Source organism: Streptomyces antibioticus (genome assembly GCF_002019855.1).
GTDB classification, from domain to species: domain Bacteria; phylum Actinomycetota; class Actinomycetes; order Streptomycetales; family Streptomycetaceae; genus Streptomyces; species Streptomyces antibioticus_B.
Map to the genome: position 1 here is coordinate 2,392,687 of NZ_CM007717.1, position 21,090 is coordinate 2,413,776.

Sequence of the window (21,090 nt, forward strand, 5' to 3'; positions counted from 1 at the left end):
CGGGGCATGACGCCCAAAGCAGCAGAAAGCCCTGAGGCGGGTCTCGACGAACGGATCACCGGCGCCCTGGTCGGCGCGGCCGTCGGCGACGCGCTCGGCGGCCCGGTCGAGGGCTACTCCCCCGACCAGATCACCGAGCGGCACGGCGGCCGCGTCCACGGCATCGTCGGCCCCTGGAACGGCGACGCCTGGCGCACCGCCCGCCCCATCGCCCCGTACCACAAGGGCGACGGCCACGTCACCGACGACACCTTGATGACCCACGCGCTGATCAGGGTCTACGCCACGGTCCGCGACCACCTCGACGCGTACGCGATCGCCGACCACCTGGTCCCCGACCTGATGACCAACCCCCGCTGGATCCCGGAACTGGAGGCGGAGGCGCTCCCCCTCCAGCGGATCTTCCTCGCGGAGAAGTGGCTCGTCGCGCGCCTCCACTACGGCCATGTCGACCCCCGCGAGGCGGGCAACGGCAACATCGTCAACTGCGGTGCGGCGATGTACATGGCGCCCGTCGGCCTGGTCAACGCGGCCGATCCGGCGGGCGCGTACGCCGAGGCGCTGGACGTCGCGGGCGCCCACCAGTCCTCCTACGGCCGGGAGGCGGCGGGCGTCTTCGCGGCGGCGGTCGCGGCGGCCTGCGCCCCGGGCGCCACCGTCGACTCGGTGGTGGCGGCCTGCCTGGCCCTGGCGAAGGACGGCACCCGCGCCGCGATCGAGGCGGTCTGCGAAGAGGCGTCCCGCCACCGGGACTTCGAGTCGGCCCTGCTCCCGCTGCGCCGGGCCGTGACGCCGTACGACACCGTGGGCCCCGACTACCGCCGGCCCTCCCTCGGCGCCCGCCGCCCCTCCCGGCTGCACGCGATCGAGGAACTCCCCGTCGCGCTGGGCATGGTGGTGGTCGCGGCGGGCGACTACCGGCACGCCGTGCTCGGCGCGGTCAACTACGGCCGTGACTGCGACTCGATCGCCACGATGGCCGGGGCGCTGGCCGGCGCCCTCGGCTCCCCCGTCCCGGACGAGTGGTCGAAGCGGGTGGCGGAGGCCAACCGGCTCGACCTGTGGGAGCCCGCCCGCACCCTCGCCGAGGTCACCCGGCAGATCTTCGCCCGGGACACCGAGGCGCACCGGGCCCGCGAGGCGGCCTTCGCCACCCTCCTCGGAGGCCCGGGATGCTCCGCCTGACCTGGGTCCAGCCGGAGGACCTCCTCGGCCACGAACTCCGCCAGGCCGCCGAGGACGGCCGTGAGCCCTGGGCGATCGCCGCCCGCTGGCGGGCCGCGGGCGGCCCGCAGGCACCGGCCCGCGCGGGCGCCTCCGCCCACCGGGTCTCCGGCTATCTGCGGCAGCTCGCCGAGGACCTGCTGGACGAACTGGCCGACCTGCCGAGCGGACTGGCCGACGACGAACCGACCGAACTGGACGCCATCCGCCGTCTCTGCGCCCCCGCCTACCACCGCACCGGCTCCCCCGCGGCCGCCCCGGCGGGACCCGACCGGTCCGCGCTGGAGGCCGCCTGGACGGGCCGGGCCGTCGGCTGTCTCCTCGGCAAACCCGTGGAGAAACTCCCGCTGCACGCCATCCGCGCCCTCGCCCGCGCCGCCGGCAACTGGCCGCTCGGCGACTACTTCACCGCCCGGGGCGTCCCCGACCACCTTCTGGAGGAACATCCCTGGAACCGCCGCTCGGCATCGACCTCCCTCGCTGAGAACATCGACGGCATGCCGGAGGACGACGACCTCAACTACCCCTTGCTGAATCTGCTGTTGCTCCAGCGCCACGGCCGCGCGTTCGGCACCGACGACGTGGCGCGGCTCTGGCTGGACGAACTCCCCGCGGGCCGCACCTTCACCGCCGAACGCGTCGCCTACCGCAATCTGCTCTCCGGCATCGAACCCCCGCACACCGCCCGCCACCGCAACCCGTTCCGCGAATGGATCGGCGCCCTCATCCGCGCCGACGTCCACGGCTGGACCAACCCCGGCGACCCGGCCGCCGCGGCCGAACAGGCGTACCGCGACGCCGCCTTGACCCACACCGCCAACGGCGTCTACGCGGCGATGTTCACGGCGGCCGTCATCGCGGCCGCGGCCACGGGGGCCCACGACGTGCACACGTGTCTGCGCGCCGGGCTCTCCGTGATCCCGCCCCGCTCCCGCCTGGCCCGCGCGGTCACCCACGCCGTCCGACTGGCCGAGACCCACGCCGACTTCGACACGGTCGTGGACGAACTCCACACCACGCACAAGGCCGCCCACTGGGTGCACGCCGTGCCCAACACCGCCCTGATCGCCGCCGCCCTCACCCACGCCGACGGCGACTTCACCGGCTCGGTGTGCCGCGCGGTGTCCGGCGGCTGGGACACCGACTCCAACGGCGCCACCGCGGGCAGCGTCGCCGGTCTCCTCGCCGGCCGGCCCGCCGCCCTCCCCGACCGCTGGACGGCCCCGCTCAAGAACCGACTGGCCACCTCCGTCGCCGGTTTCGACGGCACCGGCTTCGACACCCTCGCCCATCTCACCTGGTCCCTCACCCCCCGGGAGGCGTCCCGCCCATGACCGACATCGTCGTGCTCGGCAGCACGAACATGGACCTCGTCGCGTACGTCGAGAAGGCCCCGCAGCGCGGGGAGACCGTCACCGGACGGGAGTTCCGCACGATCCCCGGCGGCAAGGGCGCCAACCAGGCGATCGCCGCGGCCCACGCGGGCGGCATCGTCTCGATGATCGGAGCGGTCGGCAACGACTCCTTCGGCGCCCGGCTGCGCTCCACCCTGGAGCACTCCGGGGTGAACACCGACCATCTGCGCACGGTCGAATCCCCCTCCGGCACCGCGCACATCGTCGTGGACGACGAGGGCGGCAACGCGATCGTCGTCGTCCCCGGCGCCAACGGCACCGTCGACCACCTCGCCCCCGGCGACGAGGGCCTGATCGCCTCCGCCGACGCGCTGCTGCTCCAGTTGGAGGTCCCGCTCGCCGCGGTCGTCGCGGGCGCGGAGGCGGCCCGCGCCCATGGCGTCCGGACGATCCTCACCCCCGCCCCCGCCCGGCCGCTGCCGCCCGAACTCCTCGCCGCCGTCGACCTGCTGGTCCCCAACGAGCACGAGGCCACCGCCCTCACCGGCCGCACCGACCCGCGCGAGGCGGCCGCGGCCCTGCTGGAGAGCGTGCCGGAGGTCGTGATCACGCTCGGCGCGGCCGGCAGCCTCTATCTGGCGCGCGGCGCCGACCCCGTCGAGGTGCCCGCGCCCCGGGTCACCGCCGTCGACTCCACCGGCGCGGGCGACACCTTCGTCGGCGCGCTCGCGGTGGCCCGCGGCGAGGATCTGCCCATGCGGGAGGCCCTGGCCTGGGCGGCCGCGGCGGCGGCGCTCTCCGTGCAGCGGCCCGGCGCGTCCGCCGCGATGCCGTACCGCTCCGAGATCGACAAGCAGTACGCGTCATGACCGGGCCCGCCGCCACGACCCCGCCGGCCGGCCCTCCCACCAGCCCGCCTGACGGCCCGCTGACCGGGCTGCGCGTCCTCGATCTGGCCACCCTCTTCGCCGGACCCATGGCCGCCACCCTGCTCGGCGACTTCGGCGCGGAGGTGATCAAGGTCGAGCACCCGGAGCGGCCCGACCCGTCCCGCGGGCACGGCCCGTCCAAGGACGGCGTCGGCCTGTGGTGGAAGCACCTCGGCCGCAACAAGCGCACGATCACGCTGAACCTCTCCACCCCCGGCGGCCGCGCCACCCTGCTGCGGCTCGCCGCGAGCGCCGATGTGATCGTGGAGAACTTCCGCCCCGGCACCCTGGAGAAGTGGGACCTCGGCTGGGAGGAGCTGTCGGCCGCCAACCCGCGGCTCGTCCTCACCCGGGTCACCGGCTTCGGCCAGTTCGGCCCCTACGCCCACCGGCCCGGCTTCGGCACCCTCGCCGAGGCGATGAGCGGCTTCGCCGCGATCACCGGCGAACCGGACGCGCCCCCGGTCCTGCCGCCGTTCGGACTCGCCGACTCCATCGCGGGCCTGGCCACCGCCTACGCCGTGATGACCGCCCTGGCCGCCCGCGACCGCACCGGCGAGGGCCAGGTCGTGGACATGGCCCTCATCGAACCGATCCTGATGGTCCTCGGCCCCCATCTGCTCTGGTACGACCAGCTCGGCCATGTGCAGAAACGCACCGGCAACCGCTCCGCGAACAACGCCCCGCGCAACACCTACCGCACCGCCGACGGCACCTGGGTCGCCGTCTCCACCTCGGCGCAGTCGGTCGCCGAACGCGTGTTGCGGCTGGTCGGACGCCCCGAGCTGATCGACGAACCGTGGTTCGCGACCGGCGCCGAACGCGCCGCCCACACCGACGTCCTGGACGAGGCGGTCGGCACCTGGATCGCCGCCCGCCCCCGCACCGAGGTGCTCGCCGCCTTCGAGAAGGCCGAGGCGGCCGTCGCCCCGGTCCAGGACGTCCGGGACGTGATGGCCGACCCCCAGTACCAGGCTCTCGGCACGATCGCCGCCGTGGACGACCCGGAGCTGGGCGCGCTGCGGATGCAGAACGTGCTCTTCCGGCTCTCCGCCACCCCCGGCGCGATCCGCTGGGCGGGCCGCCCGCACGGCGCCGACACCGAGTCCGTCCTGACCGAGCTAGGCCTGACGGGCGCCGACCTCGCGGCCCTGCGCGCGGAGGGCGCCCTGTGATCCCCACCCCGCTGACCTGGCTCTACGTCCCCGGGGACCGGCCGCACATCGTCAGCAAGGCGCTCACCTGCGGCGCCGACGTCGTCATCATCGACCTGGAGGACGCGGTCGCCCCCGACCGCAAGGAGTACGCCCGCGCGGCCACCGCCGAACGGCTCTCCGACCCCCAGCCGGTGCCGGTGCACGTCCGGGTCAACGCCCTCGACGGACCGCTGGCCGGCGCCGATCTGGACGCCGTCGCCGCCCTCCCCGGCGTCCGCGGGCTGCGGCTGCCCAAGGTGGTCTCCCCCGCCCAGATCACCCGGCTCGCGGAGCGGCTCGCCCCGGCGGGCGGCGGGGCCCCGCCCCTCTACGCCCTGCTGGAGAGCGCGCTGGGCGTCGAACACGCCTACCCCATCGCCGCCGCGCACCCGGCGCTGCGCGGGATCGCCCTCGGCGAGGCCGATCTCCGGGCCGACCTCGGGATCCGCGACGACGCGGGCCTGGACTGGTCGCGCTCGCGGGTGGTCGTCGCCGCGCGGGCCGCGGGCCTGAACCCGCCGCCGCAGTCCGTGCACCCCGACACCCGGGACCTCAACGGGCTCGCCGCGTCCTGCGCCCACGGCCGCACCCTCGGCTTCCTGGGCCGCGCCGCGATCCACCCCCGGCAGCTCCCGATCATCGAGCGGGCCTATCTGCCCACCGAACAGGAGCTGGAGGAGGCGGAGACCGTCGTCAAGGCGGCGGCCGTGGAGCCGGGCGCGCAGGCCCTGCCGGACGGCAGGTTCATCGACGCGGCGGTGGTCGCGGCGGCCCACCGCACCCTGTCCCTGGCCCGCCGACGCTGACCCGCGCACCGTGTACGACAAGGGCGCCCGGGGTGACCCCGGGCGCCCTGTGCGTCGTACGACCGCGTCGGCTCAGCTCTTCTTGCCGGCGGACTCGGTCTCGTCGGCGGTCTTGTCCGCGGTGTCGTCGGCGGCCTCGGACTTCTCCTCGTCCTTGAGGGCCGCCTCGGTGCCGGACTCGGCGGCGGCGCCGGACTCGGACTCGGCCTTCGCGTCGGCCGGCTCCTCGGACTTCACGGACTCGCCGTCGGTCCCCGCGTCGGAGCCGTCCTCGGCGGCGCCCGGCTCCACGATCTCCTCGCGGCCCGGCCGCTTCTTCGCCGACACCACGATGTACGTCACCGCCAGCACGAACACCACGATCGCGGTCCAGACGTTCAGCCGCAGGCCCAGGACGTGGTGGGCGTCGTCGATCCGCATGTACTCGATCCACCCGCGCCCGGCGCAGTACGCGGCGACGTACAGCGCGAACGCCCGCCCGTGCCCGAGCTTGAAGCGGCGGTCGGCCCAGATGACGAGCAGGGCGACACCGATGCACCACAGCGACTCGTACAGGAACGTCGGGTGGTAGTACCCGGGCAGCCGGCCGTCGGTCGAGGACGTGATGTGCAGGGCCCACGGCAGGTCGGTCGCCTTGCCGTACAGCTCCTGGTTGAACCAGTTGCCCCAGCGGCCGATCGCCTGGGCGAGCGCGATACCGGGCGCGATGGCGTCGGCGTACGCGGGCAGGGCGATGCCCCGGCGGCGGCAGCCGATCCAGGCGCCCACCGCGCCGAGCGCGATCGCGCCCCAGATACCGAGGCCGCCCTCCCAGACCTTGAAGGCGTCCACCCAGTCACGGCCCTCGCTGAAGTACAGCTCGTAGTCCGTGATCACGTGGTAGAGGCGGCCGCCGACGAGGCCGAAGGGCACCGCCCAGACGGCGATGTCGGCGACCGTCCCGGCCCGCCCGCCCCGGGCGATCCAGCGCCTGTTGCCGAGCCAGACCGCGACGAAGACGCCGATGATGATGCAGAACGCGTAGCCGCGCAGCGGAATGGGGCCGAGGTACAGCACCCCGCGCGACGGGCTGGGAATGTAGGCAAGTTCCATGGCAGGGTCGACGCTACCGTGCCGGACCGGGCGCACGGCGGGCAGCCCGGCTACGGCTCCATAACGGGCGGGTGAGAAAACCTCTCACCCCCGCCCGCCCGCGCTCACCCCTGGTTGGCCTCCTCCACCATCTGCTTCAGCTTCGCCGGGGTCATCGACTGGTCCTGGTAGATGTTCTTGCCGTTGAACAGGACGGTGGGGGTACCGCCGAAGCGGCCGTCCTGGAACGCCTGGTTGGACTTCGCGACCCAGCTGTTGTGCGTGCCCTTCTCGACACACGTACGGAACTCGGGGGTGTCGAGGCCGTCGACCTTGCCGGCCAGCTCGATCAGCTTGTCGTTCTCCGCGAACGCGTCGTCGGTTTCCTCGGGCTGGTTCTCGAAGAGCACGTCGTGGTAGGCGGGGAACTTCCCGGCGTTCTGCGCGCAGGCCGCGGCGTTGGCCGCGTTGCGCGAGCCGCTGCCGCCCATGTTGCCGTCGATCAGGGTCACCAGGTGGTACTCGACTCTGAGCTGTCCGGACTCGGTCAGCTCATGGATCGTCGGCCGGTACGCCGCCTCGAACGCCTTGCAGGCCGGGCAGCGGAAGTCCTCCCACACGGTGAGCGTGGACTTGGCGTCGTCCTTGCCGACGGGGATCGCCAGGGCGTCCTTGCCCTGGGCCCCCGAGGGGGCGACGACCGGACCCGCGTCCGCGCTGTCGTCGTCCTTCCCGGCGTTGGCGGCGACGATGCCGATCACGGCGGCCAGGCCCAGCACGCAGACGACGCTCGCGGCGACGATCAGGGTGCGCCGCCGCCGCTCCGCGGCCTTCTGCTTCTCGCGCTCCGCCGCCAGCCGCTCCCGGGCGTTGCGCTTTCCGTCACGATTCTTCTCGCTCACACCCCCAGAACGAACCGGGGAGGCGCATTGCGCCTCCCCGGTCCCAGGTCCACCCGTACGGGTGACCGTGTCCTTCACACCGCCCGGCTCACACCGCCCGGCTCACACCTGGCGGCGCACGCCCTTGGCCAGATCGGCCGCGAGGTCGCGGACCGCCGCGATCCCGGCCGCGTGGTCCGGCGCGTCCAGCATCCGCTTGACGAAGGCCGAGCCGACGATCACCCCGTCGGCGAAGCCCGCCACCTCGGCGGCTTGCCGGGCGTCGGAGACGCCGAGGCCGACGCAGACGGGCAGGCCGCTGCCGGTGGCCCGGGTGCGTTCGACCAGGTCCTGGGCCTGCGCGCCGACCGACTCACGGGTGCCGGTGACGCCCATCAGCGAGGCGGCGTAGACGAAGCCGCTGCCCGCCGCGGTGATCGTGCCGAGCCGCTCGTCCTTGCTGCTCGGCGCGACCACGAAGACCGTCGCCAGGCCGTGCTTCTCGGCGTGCTCGCGCCACAGCGCCGACTCCTGCACCGGCAGGTCGGGCAGGATGCAGCCCGCGCCGCCCGCCTCGGCGAGTTCGGCGGTGAACCGCTCGACGCCGTAACGGTCGATCGGGTTCCAGTACGTCATCACGAGCACCGGCTTCCCGGTGGCCGTGTGCGCCTCGCGGACCGTCCGCAGCACGTCGGCGATCCGTACCCCGCCGCGCAGGGCGATGTCGTCGGCGGTCTGGATGACGGGGCCGTCCAGGACGGGGTCGCTGTGCGGCAGCCCCACCTCGACGACGTCGGCGCCGCCGTCGAAGACGGCCTTGATCGCCTCGATGCCGCCGTCCACGGTCGGGAACCCGGCCGGCAGATAGGCGATCAGCGCGGCCCGGTCCTCGGCCTTCGCCGCGGAGAGGGTGTCGCTCAACAGCCGGATGTTGCCGCTCACTTGGCGTCCCCCTCGATCTCGGCGGTGGCGGCCGCGTCGGCGGCGACCTCGGCGTCGGTGTCGTACAGCCCGAAGTAGCGGGCGGCGGTGTCCATGTCCTTGTCGCCGCGGCCGGACAGGTTGACCACGATCAGCCCGTCCGGGCCCAGTTCCCTGCCGACCTCCAGGGCGCCGGCCAGGGCGTGCGCGGACTCGATGGCCGGGATGATGCCCTCGGTGCGCGAGAGCAGGCGCAGCGCCTGCATGGCCGCGTCGTCGGTGACCGCGCGGTACTCACCGCGGCCGGAGTCCTTGAGGTAGGAGTGCTCGGGGCCGATGCCCGGGTAGTCCAGACCGGCCGAGATGGAGTACGGCTCGGTGATCTGGCCCTCGTCGTCCTGGAGGACGTAGGAGCGGGAGCCGTGCAGGATGCCGGGCTCGCCCGCGGTCAGGGTCGCCGCGTGCTCGCCGGTCTCGACGCCGTGTCCGGCCGGCTCGCAGCCGATCAGGCGCACCCCGGTGTCGGGGATGAAGGCGTGGAAGAGGCCGATGGCGTTGGAACCGCCGCCGACACAGGCGATCGCCGCGTCGGGCAGCCGTCCGGCGCTCTCCAGGATCTGGCGGCGGGCCTCGACGCCGATGACCCGGTGGAAGTCGCGGACCATCGCCGGGAAGGGGTGGGGACCGGCGACCGTGCCGAACAGGTAGTGGGTGTGGTCGACGTTCGCGACCCAGTCGCGGAACGCCTCGTTGATGGCGTCCTTGAGGGTGCGGCTGCCGGACTTCACCGCGACGACCTCGGCGCCCAGCATGCGCATCCGGGCCACGTTGAGGGCCTGGCGCTGCGTGTCGATCTCGCCCATGTAGATGGTGCAGTCGAGGCCGAAGAGCGCGCAGGCGGTGGCCGTGGCGACGCCGTGCTGGCCGGCGCCGGTCTCGGCGATCACCCGGGTCTTGCCCATGCGCTTGGTGAGCAGCGCCTGACCCAGCACGTTGTTGATCTTGTGGGAGCCGGTGTGGTTGAGGTCCTCGCGCTTGAGGAAGATCCGTGCGCCACCCGCTTCCGCGGCGAAGCGGGGGACCTCGGTGAGGGAGCTGGGGCGGCCGGTGTAGTGGACCAGCAGGTCGTCCAGTTCGCGGGCGAATTCGGGGTCGTGCTTGGCCTTGTCGTACTCGACGGCGACCTCGTCCACGGCGGCGACGAGGGCCTCCGGGATGAACTTGCCGCCGTAGGCGCCGAAGTAGCCTTCGGCGGTGGGGATCTGACCCTCCGGGTCGGGGATGAAGAACTCGCTGGGCATGCGGAAACCTCACGGTGAGTGTTGGTGGAAAACACGATTCGCCGTGGGGGCGGGGGTTGTGGGACGGCCTCAGGTCGTCAGTGGCTGGTCGCGCAGTTCCCCGCGCCCCTGGGGGGTTGCTGCCATCGCATGCCGTTCACTTGCCCCGGTTCGTCGCCGATGACGTACCGGACGCGGCGGCCGTGGACGCGCCTCGCCGGGGCTCGGCAGCCACGGGGGCGGCAGCCGCGCGCGAGGCGGGCGTACCGGTCCACGGTCGTCATGGTGGGAGTCATCGGGGCAAGCCTAGCGAAGGATCAGCCGCGGCCGTGCCGGAGGGCCGGGTGCTCGCCCGCCGCCACCAGGTCGGAGACCGCGGACTTGGGGTCCTTGCCGGTGACCAGGGACTCGCCGACCAGGACGGCGTCGGCGCCGGCGTTGGCGTACGCGATCAGGTCGTGCGGGCCGCGGATGCCCGACTCGGCGATCTTGACGAGGTGGGCGGGGATCTCGGGGGCGACCCGCTCGAAGGTGGAGCGGTCGACCTTGAGGGTCTTGAGGTTGCGGGCGTTGACACCGATGACCTTGGCGCCCGCGTCCACCGCGCGCTCGACCTCCTCCTCGTCGTGCACCTCGACGAGCGGGGTGAGGCCGATGGAGACGGCCCGCTCGATGAGGGACTCCAGGGCCGGCTGGTCGAGGGCGGCGACGATCAGCAGCGCGAGGTCGGCGCCGTACGCGCGGGCCTCCCAGAGCTGGTACGAGGTGACGATGAAGTCCTTGCGCAGCACGGGGATGTCCACCCGCGCGCGGACCGCCTCCAGGTCGGCGAGGGAGCCGCCGAAGCGGCGCTGTTCGGTGAGGACGGAGATGACGGCGGCGCCGCCCGCCTCGTAGTCGGCGGCCAGTCCGGCCGGGTCGGCGATGGCGGCCAGCGCGCCCTTGGAGGGGCTGGACCGCTTGACCTCGCAGATCACCTTGACGCCGTCGCCGCGCAGGGCGGCCGCGCCGTCCTTGGCGGCGGGGGCCTTCGCCGCGCGCTCCTTCAGCTCGTCGAGGCTGACGCGCGCCTGCCGCTCCGCGAGGTCGGCACGGACTCCGTCGATGATCTCGTCGAGCACACTCACGCGAGCGGCCCCCTTCCGAGGGTTGACGGTCGGCTGAGCGATCCAGCGACCAGGGAACGAATGGAACAGATGGTCACTGCGATGGTATCCGCCAGAAGGCGAAGCCCTCACATCCGGTTGACGCCGGTCCCACCACCTGGACGTTCTCCGGCCCGGTCAGGGATGGAGCCAGCCGCCGAACGGCAGGTTGCGGACCACCGTGAAGACCAGCAGCAACGCGCCGAGCGTCCACAGCCGGACGGGTGTCAGGTCGAGCCGGACCGGGCGTCCGCGGGCCGCGCGGACCACCCAGACGGTCCACAGCACGGCGAACCCCAGATAGCCGACGACGGCCATCGCGTTGGCGTGCAGGGCGGCGCCGAGGTCACCGTGCGCGACGGCGTACGCGCTGCGCAGTCCGCCGCAGCCGGGGCAGTACAGGCCGGTGAGCCGCAGCAGCGGGCAGACCGGGTAGTGGCCGGGTTCGTTGGGGTCGACGGCGCCGACGTAGGCGAAGGCCCCGGCGACGGCCGCGAGGATCCCGGCGGGTACGGCGAGCCGTCCCGCGACCGTTGACGTCACCCGCTGGCTGTCGGCGTTCACGCCTCGCATTGTGCCTCGCGGTGCGGCCACGCGCGCGTGAGGGGCGGCCGGTGTGACACCGGCCGCCCCTCACGAGGTCCTGCGAAGCTGTCGTCGGGAGTCCGCTCAGCTCTCGGCGCCGGCCGGCTCACGGGTCGCGGTGACGACCTTCGCCGCGGGGCGGTGGGTCTCGCGCGGCTGGCCCAGGCCCGCCATGCGCATGGCGCCGCCGACCACACCGCCGAGGGCCACGATGACCATGCCGGCCCAGAAGCCCACCGGCTGGGCCATCACCATGAACGCGCCCGAGACGCAGAAACCGATGAAGGCGATGATGACACCGGTCCAGGCGGCCGGGGTGTGTCCGTGGCTGCTGCCCGCCATTGCTTGCTCCTCATTGCTGTCGGGGTTGTAGGGGCCGGCCCGGTGGGCGCGTCCCGTACGTGTCCTGGCCGGACGTTCGTCGTCCATTGTCCCGTACGCGCGGGCGTACCGGACGCGGGGGTGGCCCGCGGTCGCGTCTGATTCACCACATCGAGAGGCGGGCGCGCACCGCGCGCGACCCGGTGCTCACGCCGGGTCGGGGCGGGTGGGGTCCTCGCCGCGGTCCAGGGCCTTCCACATCTCCTCGGGCCGCTCCGGGTCGGCGGGCCGGGCGGCGCGGCGCGGGCGGGGGGTGCCGTCGCGCTCGTAGCGGCCGGACATGCCGGGCCAGCGGTTGCCGTAGCGCAGGGCGAGCAGGCCGGCCAGCAGGATCAGGGCGCCGCCGGCGACCGCGGCGAAGGGCCAGGCGGTGTAGCCGAAGGAGGCGACGGTGGCCGAGGTGTCGCCGGACACCTTGGCGGCCTGCTCGTCGAGCGCGGAGTTGTCGCCGGCGCCGAGCAGGGCGGCGGTGACGATGCCGGCGCCGGAGAGCGTCAGCAGGACGGAGACGGCGAGGCGGCCGGTGCGGCGCACGGCGAAGACGGCGACGAGCGCGGCGAGGCCCACTATCGCGAGCGCGGCGGGGACGCCGGTGACGTCACTGCCGTCGGCGGTCAGCCGGAAGGCGCCGCCGGGCACCGAGGCCCAGCCCTTCGACCAGGGCTGCCGGGTGGACAGCAGGGCCATGGCCGCGCCCAGCGCACCGCTCAGCAGCGCGAGGGCGAGGCTGCGGCGGCCGGACCGCGTGGGGGCGGCTTCGGATCGGGGGGGAGGTACGGCAGCAGTCACGTAGACCACTATCGCCTGAACCCCGGGCGAACCGTCACCCGGGGCCGACGTGAGACGCGCCCTATTTTCCGCCGCCCGGGGTGGCGGCCGCGGTGCCGGGCGCGGTGGTGCTCCGGGTGCCGAGCCGGTTCGCCGTGTGGACGGCGCGCAGCACGGCGGCGGCCTTGTTGCGGCACTCCTGGTCCTCGGCGGCCGGGTCGGAGTCGGCGACGACGCCCGCGCCGGCCTGGACGTAGGCGGTGCCGTCGCGCAGCAGGGCCGTCCGGATGGCGATGGCGGTGTCGGAGTCGCCGGCGAAGTCGAGATAGCCGACGCAGCCGCCGTACAGGCCGCGGCGGGCGGGTTCGAGTGCGTCGATGATCTGCATGGCGCGGGGCTTGGGAGCGCCGGAGAGGGTGCCGGCCGGGAAGCAGGCGGTGAGGACGTCGAAGGCGGTGCGGCCGGGGGCGACCTTGCCGGTGACGGTGGAGACGATGTGCATGACGTGCGAGTACCGCTCGACGGACATGAAGTCGACGACCTCGACGGAGCCCGGTTCGCAGACCCGCCCGAGGTCGTTGCGGCCGAGGTCGACGAGCATCAGGTGCTCGGCGCGCTCCTTGGGGTCGGCGAGCAGTTCGTCGGCGAGGGCCTGGTCCTCCTGCGGGGTGGTGCCGCGGTGCCGGGTGCCGGCGATGGGGTGGACCATGGCCCGGCCGTCCTCGACCTTGACCAGGGCCTCCGGGGAGGAGCCCACGACGTCGAAGCCGTCGAAGCGGAACAGATACATGTACGGCGAGGGGTTGGTGGCCCGCAGCACCCGGTAGACGTCCAGCGCGCTCGCCGTGCAGGGCGTCTCGAAGCGCTGCGAGGGGACCACCTGGAACGCCTCGCCCGCGCGGATGCGCTCCTTGATGTCCTCGACGGCCCGCTGGAAGTCCGGGCCGCCCCAGCGGGCGGTGTACTCGGGCAGTTCGGAGGGCGGCAGGACGGCGGGCGGCTGGGCCACCGGGCGGGAGAGGTCGGCCTCCATGGCGTCCAGCCGGGCCACGGCGTCCGCGTACGCCTCGTCGACGCCGGTGTCGAGGTCGTTGTGGTTGATCGCGTTGGCGATCAGCAGGACGGAGCCCTCCCAGTGGTCCATGACGGCGAGGTCGCTGGTCAGGAGCATGGTCAGCTCGGGCAGCCGCAGGTCGTCGTGGTCGCCGGGGCCGATCTTCTCCAGGCGGCGGACGATGTCGTAGCCGAGGTAGCCGACCATGCCGCCGGTGAAGGGCGGCAGGTCCTCCTGGTGGGGGGTGTGCAGGGCCTCGATGGTGGCGCGCAGGGCGGCCAGCGGGTCGCCGTCGACGGGGACGCCGACGGGCGGGGTGCCCAGCCAGTGCGCCCGGCCGTCGCGGGCGGTGAGGGTGGCGGCGGAACGGACGCCGACGAAGGAGTACCGGGACCACGAACGGCCGTTCTCCGCGGACTCCAGGAGGAAGGTGCCGGGCCGCTCGGCGGCGAGCTTGCGGTAGAGCGCGACCGGGGTGTCGCCGTCGGCGAGCAGCTTGCGGGTGACCGGGATGACACGGCGGTCGCCGGCCAGCTTGCGGAACGTCTCGAGGTCCATGGCGGCGACCTTACTGATCCGTGGCGGACACGCCGGAATCGGCGTTCTCGATCAGGACATCGGCGTCGAAGCAGGTGCGGGCGCCGGTGTGGCAGGCGGCGCCGACCTGGTCGACCTTGACCAGCACGGTGTCGGCGTCGCAGTCGAGGGCGACGGACCTGACCCACTGGAAGTGGCCGGAGGTGTCGCCCTTGACCCAGTACTCCTGACGGCTGCGCGACCAGTAGGTGCAGCGGCCGGTGGTCAGGGTGCGGTGCAGCGCCTCGTCGTCCATCCAGCCCAGCATGAGCACCTCTCCGGTGTCGTACTGCTGGGCGATGGCGGGGACGAGCCCGTCGGCGCTGCGCTTGAGGCGCGCGGCGATGGCGGGGTCCAGGCTGCTGGGAGGGGGCGTGCTGGTCATGGGGCCATTGTGCCGCGCGCCACGGACGGTGACGGCCGGTGTCCGGAGGCTGGAAAGGGCGGCCGGCCGGGCGACGGGTGGGCGGAGTCGTTACGCGGTCGTAGGCTGACTCCATGTCGACTTTCGCCAAGCGTGAACGGCTTCTGCTCGCCGACCTCTTGGAGACCGCCGGTCCCGAGGCGCCGACCCTGTGCGAGGGCTGGCTGACCCGGGATCTGGCCGCGCACGTGGTGGTGCGCGAGCGCCGTCCGGACGCGGCCGGGGGCATCCTGATCAAGCAGCTCGCGACCCGGCTCGACCGGGTGATGGAGGAGTTCGCCGCCAAGCCGTACGAGGAGCTGATCCAGCTCATCAGGACCGGTCCGCCGCGGTTCTCGCCGTTCGCGCTCAAGCAGGTCGAGGAGATGTCGAACACCATCGAGTTCTATGTGCACACCGAGGACGTCCGGCGCGCCCAGCGCGACTGGTCGCCGCGCGAGCTGGACCCGGTCTTCCAGGACGCCCTGTGGAGCCGGCTGGAGCGCAGCGCGCGGCTGATGGGCCGCTCCGCCCCGACCGGTCTGGTGCTGCGCCGCGCGGACGGCCGCACGGTGGTCGCCAACCGGGGCACCCCGGTGGTGACGGTGACCGGCGAGGCATCGGAGCTGCTGCTGTTCCTCTACGGCCGGCAGAGCGCCGCCCAGGTGGAACTGGACGGCGACAAGGAGGCCGTGGAGAAGCTTCACGACGGCCGGCAGCTCGGGATCTGAGCGCCCGGCCGGGTCCGGCTCAGCGCACCGGGTGTCCGGCCTCTCCCAGGGCCTGCTTGACCTGGCCGATGCGCAGGTCGCCGAAGTGGAAGACGGAGGCGGCCAGGACCGCGTCGGCGCCGGCGCCGACGGCCGGGGCGAAGTCGGCGAGCTTGCCGGCGCCGCCGGAGGCGATCACCGGGATCGTGACGTGCTTGCGCACGGCGGCGATCATCTCCAGGTCGTAGCCGTCCTTGGTGCCGTCGGCGTCCATCGAGTTCAGCAGTATCTCGCCGGCGCCCAGCTCGGCCGCCCGGTGCGCCCATTCGACCGCGTCGATCCCGGTGCCCTTGCGGCCGCCGTGGGTGGTGACCTCGAAGCCGCCGGACGGGGTGCGCCGGGCGTCCACCGACAGCACCAGGACCTGGCTGCCGAAGCGTTCGGCGATCTCCTGGATCAGCTCGGGCCGGGCGATCGCGGCGGTGTTGACGCCCACCTTGTCGGCGCCCGCCCGCAGCAGCCTGTCCACGTCCGCCGGGGTGCGCACGCCGCCGCCGACGGTCAGCGGGATGAACACCTGCTCGGCGGTGCGGCGCACCACGTCGTAGGTGGTCTCGCGGTTGCCGGAGGAGGCGGTGATGTCCAGGAAGGTCAGCTCGTCGGCGCCTTCGGCGTCGTAGACCTTGGCCATCTCGACGGGGTCGCCGGCGTCGCGCAGGTTCTGGAAGTTCACGCCCTTGACGACGCGGCCGGCGTCCACGTCCAGGCAGGGGATGACTCGTACGGCCAGGGTCATGACGAGGACCCTCCTCGGTAGGCCTCGACCTCGACCTCGACGACCAGGCTGGGGTCCACGAGACCGGAGATGATGATCATGGTGGCGGCGGGCCGGACGGTGTCGAACAGCTCCTTGTGGGCCCGTCCGACCTCGTCCACGTCCCGCGCGTGGGTGACGTACATGCGGGTGCGGACGACGTCGTCGCGGCCGAGACCGAGCTGGTCCAGCGCCGAGAACGCGACGTTGAAGGCGTTGACCGTCTGCTCGTAGGGGCCGCCCCCGGCGATCTCGCCGGCCACGACGGAGGTGCAGCCGGCGACCAGCACCAGGCCGTTCGGCAGCTCCACCGCGCGGGAGTAGCCGAACTGCTCCTCCCAGGGCGCGCCCGTCGTCACCCGGCGTACGTCGCTCACAGGGCCACCGCCGACAGCGCCTCTTCCAGGGTGAACGCCTTGGCGTACAGCGCCTTGCCGACGATGGCGCCCTCGACCCCGAGCGGGACCAGACCGGCGAGGGCGCGCAGGTCGTCGAGGGACGACACGCCGCCGGAGGCCACGACCGGGCGGTCGGTGGCGGCGCACACGTTCTTCAGCAGCTCCAGGTTGGGGCCCTGGAGGGTGCCGTCCTTGGCGATGTCGGTGACGACGTAGCGCGCGCAGCCCTCCTGGTCCAGGCGGGCCAGCGTCTCGTAGAGGTCGCCGCCGTCCCGGGTCCAGCCGCGGCCGCGCAGGGTGGTGCCCCGGACGTCCAGGCCGACGGCGATCTTGTCGCCGTGCTCGGCGATGACCTTGGCGACCCACTCGGGGGTCTCCAGGGCGGCCGTGCCGAGGTTCACGCGGGTGCAGCCGGTGGCGAGGGCGGCGGCCAGGGTGGCGTCGTCGCGGATGCCGCCGGACAGTTCCACCTTGATGTCCATGGCCCGGGTGACCTCGGCGACCAGCGACCGGTTGTCGCCGGTGCCGAACGCGGCGTCCAGGTCGACCAGGTGCAGCCACTCGGCGCCCGCCCGCTGCCAGGCCAGCGCCGCCTCCAGCGGGGAGCCGTACGAGGTCTCCGTGCCGGACTCGCCGTGCACGAGACGAACGGCCTGGCCGTCCCGGACGTCGACGGCGGGGAGGAGTTCGAGCTTGCTCACAGGGTTCCGATCCAGTTGGTGAGGAGCTGGGCTCCGGCGTCGCCGGACTTCTCGGGGTGGAACTGGGTGGCCCACAGGGCGCCGTTCTCCACGGCGGCCACGAAGGGCTCGCCGTGCGTCGACCAGGTCACCCGGGGGGCGCGCATCGACGGGTTGTGCACTTCCAGGGACCAGTCGTGGACGGCGTAGGAGTGCACGAAGTAGAAGCGCGCGTCCGCGTCCAGTCCGGCGAAGAGTTCGGAGTCGGCCGGGGCGTCCACGGTGTTCCAGCCCATGTGGGGGACGATCTCGGCCTTGAGCGGTCCGACCGTGCCGGGCCATTCGTCGAGGCCCTCGGTCTCCACGCCGTGCTCGATGCCCCGCGCGAACAGGATCTGCATGCCGACGCAGATCCCCATCACCGGGCGGCCCCCGGACAGCCGGCGGTCGATGATCCAGTCGCCGCGCGCCTCGCGCAGCCCGCGCATACAGGCGGCGAAGGCGCCGACGCCGGGGACCAGCAGCCCGTCGGCGTTCATGGCCGCGTCGAAGTCACGGGTGATCTCGACGTCGGCGCCGGTGCGGGCCAGGGCGCGTTCGGCGGAGCGGACGTTGCCGAAGCCGTAGTCGAAGACGACGACCTTCTTCGGTGTGCCGGTGGCCGCGCTCAACTCCACACCCCCAGCCGCATCACACCGGCGACGAGACACATCCCGGAGCCGATCGACAGCAGCACGACCAGGCTCCTGGGCATGTCCTGCTTGACGAAGGAGTAGATGCCGCCGGCCAGGAAGAGCCCGACGACGATCAGCAGGGTGGACAGCCCGTTCACAGCGCGCCCTTCGTGGAGGGGAGGATGCCGGCCGCGCGCGGGTCGCGCTCGCTGGCGTAGCGCAGGGCCCGGGCCAGCGCCTTGAACTGGCACTCCACGATGTGGTGCGCGTTGCGCCCGTAGGGCACGTGCACGTGCAGCGCGATCTGGGCCTGGGCCACGAAGGACTCCAGGATGTGCCGGGTCATCGTGGTGTCGTACTCGCCGATCATCGGCGCCATCTTCTCGGGCTCGGTGTGCACGAGGTAGGGGCGGCCGGAGAGGTCGACGGTGACCTGGGCGAGGGACTCGTCCAGCGGGACCGTGCAGTTGCCGAAGCGGTAGATGCCGACCTTGTCGCCGAGCGCCTGCTTGAAGGCGGCGCCGAGGGCGAGGGCGGTGTCCTCGATGGTGTGGTGCGAGTCGATGTGCAGATCGCCGTCGGTCTTCACGCTCAGGTCGAACAGGCCGTGCCGGCCGAGCTGGTCGAGCATGTGGTCGTAGAAGCCGACGCCGGTGGCGATGTCGGTCTTGCCGGTGCCGTCGAGGTCGATCTCGACGAGGACCGAGGTCTCCTTCGTGGTGCGCTGCACGCGTCCTGTGCGGCTCATGCGTCAAGCTCCTTCTTCAAGTCCCTCACCGCGTCGAGGAACGCGTCGTTCTCTTCGGGGGTTCCGGCGGTGACCCGCAGCCAACCGGGCACGCCGTTGTCCCGGACCAGGACGCCGCGGTCGAGGATCCGCCGCCACACGTCGTGGGCGTCGGCGAAGCGGCCGAACTGGACGAAGTTGGCGTCCGAGGCGGTGACCTCGTAGCCGGCGGCGAGCAGTTCGGCCACCAGCCGGTCGCGCTCCGACTTGAGCTGCTCGACGTACTTCAGCAGGGTGTCGGTGTGCTCCAGGGCGGCCAGCGCGGTCGCCTGGGTGACGGCCGAGAGGTGGTACGGCAGCCGGACGAGCTGGACGGCGTCCACGACGGCCGGGTGCGCGGCGAGGTAGCCGAGGCGCAGGCCGGCCGCGCCGAACGCCTTCGACATGGTCCGGGAGACGACGAGATGCGGCCGGCCTTCGAGCAGCGGCAGCAGCGAGTCGCCGTGGCTGAACTCGATGTACGCCTCGTCCACGACGACCATCGAGGGCCGCGCGGCCTGCGCGGCCTCGTACAGCGCGAGGACGGTCTCGGCCGGGACGGCGGTGCCGGTGGGGTTGTTGGGGGTGGTGACGAACACGACGTCGGGGCGGTGCTCGGCGATGGCCTGCTCGGCCGCCGCGAGGTCGATGGTGAAGTCCTCGCGGCGCGGCCCGGAGATCCAGCCGGTCCCGGTGCCGCGCGCGATGAGCCCGTGCATCGAGTACGACGGTTCGAAGCCGATCGCCGTGCGGCCGGGGCCGCCGAAGGTCTGGAGGAGCTGCTGGAGGACCTCGTTGGAGCCGTTGGCGGCCCAGACGTTGGCGAGGCCGACCTCGTACCCGGAGGTGTCCGTGAGATACCGGGCGAGCTGCGTGCGCAGGTCGACGGCGTCGCGGTCCGGGTACCGGTTGAGGTTGCGGGCGGCCTCGCGGACGCGCTCCGCGATCCGGTCGACCAGCGCCTCGGGCAGCGGGTAGGGGTTCTCGTTGGTGTTCAGCCGGACGGGGACGTCCAACTGGGGTGCGCCGTAGGGGGACTTGCCGCGCAGCTCGTCCCGTACGGGGAGATCGTCGATGCCGGTCACTTGCCCTCGGGAACCTTCCAACTGAATCGAGCCTTGATCGCCGCGCCGTGCGCGGGCAGGTCCTCCGCCTCCGCCAGGGTCACCACGTGGTGCGCGACCTCGGCGAGCGCGTCCCGCGTGTAGTCCACGATGTGGATGCCGCGCAGGAAGGACTGGACGGACAGGCCGGAGGAGTGGCAGGCGCAGCCGCCGGTGGGCAGCACGTGGTTGGAGCCGGCCGCGTAGTCGCCGAGGGAGACGGGCGCCCAGGGGCCGACGAAGACCGCGCCCGCGTTGCGCACCCGGCCGGCCACCGCGGCGGCGTCGGCCGTCTGGATCTCCAGGTGTTCGGCGCCGTACGCGTCGACCACCCGCAGGCCCTCCTCGACGCCGTCGACGAGGACGATCGCGGACTGCCGGCCGCTCAGCGCCGGGACGATCCGGTCGTCGATGTGCCGGGTGGCCGCGATCTGCGGTTCCAGCTCCTTCTCGACCGCGTCCGCCAGCTCGACGGAGTCGGTGACGAGGACGGCCGCCGCGAGCGGGTCGTGCTCGGCCTGGCTGATCAGGTCGGCCGCCACGTGCACCGGGTCGGCGCCGGCGTCGGCCAGGATCGCGATCTCGGTCGGTCCCGCCTCGGCGTCGATGCCGATCCGGCCGGTGTAGTAGCGCTTGGCGGCGGCGACCCAGATGTTGCCGGGGCCGGTGACCATGTTGGCGGGCGGGCAGGACTCGGTGCCGTGGGCGAACATCGCGACGGCGGTCGCGCCGCCGGCCGCGTACACCTCGTCGACGCCCAGCAGGGCGCAGGCCGCGAGGATGGTGGGGTGCGGCAGGCCACCGAACTCGGCCTGGGCCGGGGAGGCGAGCGCGACGGACGGGACGCCTGCCTCCTGGGCGGGCACCACGTTCATCACGACGGAGGACGGGTAGACCGAGCGGCCGCCGGGCGCGTACAGCCCGACCCGGTCGACGGGTACCCACTTCTCGGTCACGCTGCCGCCCGGCACGACCTGGGTCGTGTGGGTCGTACGGCGCTGGGCGCGGTGCACGAGGCGGGCGCGGCGGATCGACTCCTCCAGGGCCGCGCGCACGGCCGGGTCCAGCTCCTCCAGGGCGCGGGCGAGGGCCTCGGCGGGCACCCGGACCTGCTCCAGCTTCACGCCGTCGAACTTCTCCGCGAAGTCGATCAGCGCCGCGTCACCCCGATGATGCACGGCCTCGCAGATCGGACGCACCTTCTCCAGGGCGGCCGCGACGTCGAAGTCGGCACGGGGCAGCAGGTCGCGCAGGGCGGGTCCCTCGGGGAGGGCGTCGCCGCGCAGATCGATTCGGGAGATCACGCCGTCAATTCTCTCAGACCGGGATCGGGCACCGTCCGCGCGTATCAATGGCTGATACAGAACGTG

Annotated in this window: 25 protein-coding genes; 6 read left to right on the forward strand and 19 right to left on the reverse strand. The window is 73.2% G+C overall.

Translation table 11 applies throughout. The features are described 5' to 3' along the window. The first annotated feature begins 6 nt into the window (after positions 1-6). Genes AFM16_RS10655 through AFM16_RS10675 form a run of 5 tightly spaced genes read left to right on the forward strand, consistent with a single transcriptional unit; the run spans position 7 to position 5,510 of the window. Complete coding sequence (locus tag AFM16_RS10655) at positions 7-1,185, forward strand: ADP-ribosylglycohydrolase family protein (RefSeq protein WP_078633155.1); 1,179 nt, start codon at positions 7-9, stop codon at positions 1,183-1,185. Continuing rightward, positions 1,173-2,558: an ADP-ribosylglycohydrolase family protein gene (locus tag AFM16_RS10660; RefSeq protein WP_078633156.1), complete on the forward strand. Its 1,386-nt coding sequence runs from the start codon at positions 1,173-1,175 to the stop codon at positions 2,556-2,558. Before AFM16_RS10655 ends, AFM16_RS10660 begins: the two co-directional genes overlap by 13 nt. Next, entirely contained in the window at positions 2,555-3,448 is an 894-nt protein-coding gene (gene rbsK / locus AFM16_RS10665) for a ribokinase (RefSeq protein WP_030793991.1), read from the forward strand. The genes AFM16_RS10660 and rbsK overlap by 4 nt, the downstream gene beginning before the upstream one ends. Further along, positions 3,445-4,683: a CaiB/BaiF CoA transferase family protein gene (locus tag AFM16_RS10670; RefSeq protein WP_078633157.1), complete on the forward strand. Its 1,239-nt coding sequence runs from the start codon at positions 3,445-3,447 to the stop codon at positions 4,681-4,683. The genes rbsK and AFM16_RS10670 overlap by 4 nt, the downstream gene beginning before the upstream one ends. Beyond that, entirely contained in the window at positions 4,680-5,510 is an 831-nt protein-coding gene (locus AFM16_RS10675; protein ID WP_078633158.1) for an HpcH/HpaI aldolase/citrate lyase family protein, read from the forward strand. Before AFM16_RS10670 ends, AFM16_RS10675 begins: the two co-directional genes overlap by 4 nt. A 72-nt stretch (positions 5,511-5,582) precedes the next feature. On the opposite strand, the gene lgt is transcribed toward AFM16_RS10675, so the two are convergent. The 11 genes from lgt to hisI all read right to left on the reverse strand — a co-directional run bounded on the left by lgt (position 5,583) and on the right by hisI (position 14,557). After that, positions 5,583-6,602, reverse strand: coding sequence for a prolipoprotein diacylglyceryl transferase (gene lgt, locus AFM16_RS10680; protein ID WP_078633159.1), 1,020 nt, complete (start codon positions 6,600-6,602; stop codon positions 5,583-5,585). Between the two features lie 104 nt (positions 6,603-6,706). Next, a complete protein-coding gene (locus AFM16_RS10685; protein ID WP_030794002.1) occupies positions 6,707-7,483 on the reverse strand; it encodes a thioredoxin domain-containing protein in 777 nt (258 codons plus the stop codon). Positions 7,484-7,585: 102 nt separating this feature from the next. After that, a complete protein-coding gene (gene trpA / locus AFM16_RS10690; protein WP_078633160.1) occupies positions 7,586-8,404 on the reverse strand; it encodes a tryptophan synthase subunit alpha in 819 nt (272 codons plus the stop codon). Next, positions 8,401-9,684, reverse strand: coding sequence for a tryptophan synthase subunit beta (trpB, locus tag AFM16_RS10695; RefSeq protein ID WP_030794006.1), 1,284 nt, complete (start codon positions 9,682-9,684; stop codon positions 8,401-8,403). Before trpB ends, trpA begins: the two co-directional genes overlap by 4 nt. A gap of 77 nt (positions 9,685-9,761) precedes the next feature. Continuing rightward, entirely contained in the window at positions 9,762-9,959 is a 198-nt protein-coding gene (trpM, locus tag AFM16_RS40630) for a tryptophan biosynthesis modulator TrpM (RefSeq protein ID WP_078633161.1), read from the reverse strand. Positions 9,960-9,980: 21 nt separating this feature from the next. Next, positions 9,981-10,790 (reverse strand): indole-3-glycerol phosphate synthase TrpC, encoded by an 810-nt coding sequence (trpC, locus tag AFM16_RS10705; RefSeq protein ID WP_030794008.1) that lies wholly within the window; start codon positions 10,788-10,790, stop codon positions 9,981-9,983. 156 nt (positions 10,791-10,946) lie between these two features. Continuing rightward, on the reverse strand, positions 10,947-11,381 hold the full coding sequence (locus AFM16_RS10710; protein ID WP_030794012.1) for a DUF2752 domain-containing protein: 435 nt from the start codon (positions 11,379-11,381) through the stop codon (positions 10,947-10,949). A 96-nt stretch (positions 11,382-11,477) separates the two neighbouring features. Then, positions 11,478-11,735 (reverse strand): HGxxPAAW family protein, encoded by a 258-nt coding sequence (locus tag AFM16_RS10715; RefSeq protein ID WP_030794015.1) that lies wholly within the window; start codon positions 11,733-11,735, stop codon positions 11,478-11,480. A 186-nt stretch (positions 11,736-11,921) separates the two neighbouring features. After that, positions 11,922-12,572: a TIGR02234 family membrane protein gene (locus AFM16_RS10720; protein WP_030794018.1), complete on the reverse strand. Its 651-nt coding sequence runs from the start codon at positions 12,570-12,572 to the stop codon at positions 11,922-11,924. 52 nt (positions 12,573-12,624) lie between these two features. Then, positions 12,625-14,154: an anthranilate synthase component I gene (locus AFM16_RS10725; RefSeq protein WP_078633162.1), complete on the reverse strand. Its 1,530-nt coding sequence runs from the start codon at positions 14,152-14,154 to the stop codon at positions 12,625-12,627. Between the two features lie 10 nt (positions 14,155-14,164). Further along, entirely contained in the window at positions 14,165-14,557 is a 393-nt protein-coding gene (gene hisI / locus AFM16_RS10730; protein WP_078633163.1) for a phosphoribosyl-AMP cyclohydrolase, read from the reverse strand. A 113-nt stretch (positions 14,558-14,670) separates the two neighbouring features. Between hisI and AFM16_RS10735 the strand changes: the two genes are divergently transcribed. After that, complete coding sequence (locus tag AFM16_RS10735) at positions 14,671-15,306, forward strand: TIGR03085 family metal-binding protein (RefSeq protein ID WP_030794027.1); 636 nt, start codon at positions 14,671-14,673, stop codon at positions 15,304-15,306. Between the two features lie 19 nt (positions 15,307-15,325). Here AFM16_RS10735 and hisF read toward each other — a convergent pair whose 3' ends face one another. The 8 genes from hisF to hisD are packed head-to-tail and all read right to left on the reverse strand — an operon-like array spanning position 15,326 to position 21,024. Beyond that, positions 15,326-16,081: an imidazole glycerol phosphate synthase subunit HisF gene (gene hisF / locus AFM16_RS10740; protein ID WP_078633164.1), complete on the reverse strand. Its 756-nt coding sequence runs from the start codon at positions 16,079-16,081 to the stop codon at positions 15,326-15,328. Further along, on the reverse strand, positions 16,078-16,476 hold the full coding sequence (locus AFM16_RS10745) for a RidA family protein (RefSeq protein ID WP_030794032.1): 399 nt from the start codon (positions 16,474-16,476) through the stop codon (positions 16,078-16,080). The genes hisF and AFM16_RS10745 overlap by 4 nt, the downstream gene beginning before the upstream one ends. After that, complete coding sequence (gene priA, locus AFM16_RS10750) at positions 16,473-17,198, reverse strand: bifunctional 1-(5-phosphoribosyl)-5-((5-phosphoribosylamino)methylideneamino)imidazole-4-carboxamide isomerase/phosphoribosylanthranilate isomerase PriA (RefSeq protein ID WP_030794034.1); 726 nt, start codon at positions 17,196-17,198, stop codon at positions 16,473-16,475. Before priA ends, AFM16_RS10745 begins: the two co-directional genes overlap by 4 nt. Then, a complete protein-coding gene (gene hisH / locus AFM16_RS10755) occupies positions 17,195-17,848 on the reverse strand; it encodes an imidazole glycerol phosphate synthase subunit HisH (RefSeq protein ID WP_370628029.1) in 654 nt (217 codons plus the stop codon). The genes priA and hisH overlap by 4 nt, the downstream gene beginning before the upstream one ends. Beyond that, positions 17,845-18,009, reverse strand: a complete 165-nt coding sequence (locus tag AFM16_RS39325; RefSeq protein WP_030794040.1) for a CG2302 family histidine operon protein — start codon at positions 18,007-18,009, stop codon at positions 17,845-17,847. Before AFM16_RS39325 ends, hisH begins: the two co-directional genes overlap by 4 nt. After that, positions 18,006-18,599 (reverse strand): imidazoleglycerol-phosphate dehydratase HisB, encoded by a 594-nt coding sequence (gene hisB, locus AFM16_RS10760; RefSeq protein ID WP_030794043.1) that lies wholly within the window; start codon positions 18,597-18,599, stop codon positions 18,006-18,008. The genes AFM16_RS39325 and hisB overlap by 4 nt, the downstream gene beginning before the upstream one ends. Further along, complete coding sequence (locus AFM16_RS10765) at positions 18,596-19,702, reverse strand: histidinol-phosphate transaminase (RefSeq protein ID WP_030794046.1); 1,107 nt, start codon at positions 19,700-19,702, stop codon at positions 18,596-18,598. The genes hisB and AFM16_RS10765 overlap by 4 nt, the downstream gene beginning before the upstream one ends. Next, positions 19,699-21,024 carry a histidinol dehydrogenase gene (gene hisD / locus AFM16_RS10770; protein WP_030794049.1) on the reverse strand — a complete coding sequence of 442 codons (1,326 nt, stop codon included), beginning with the start codon at positions 21,022-21,024 and terminating at the stop codon, positions 19,699-19,701. The genes AFM16_RS10765 and hisD overlap by 4 nt, the downstream gene beginning before the upstream one ends. Positions 21,025-21,090: the final 66 nt, after the last annotated feature.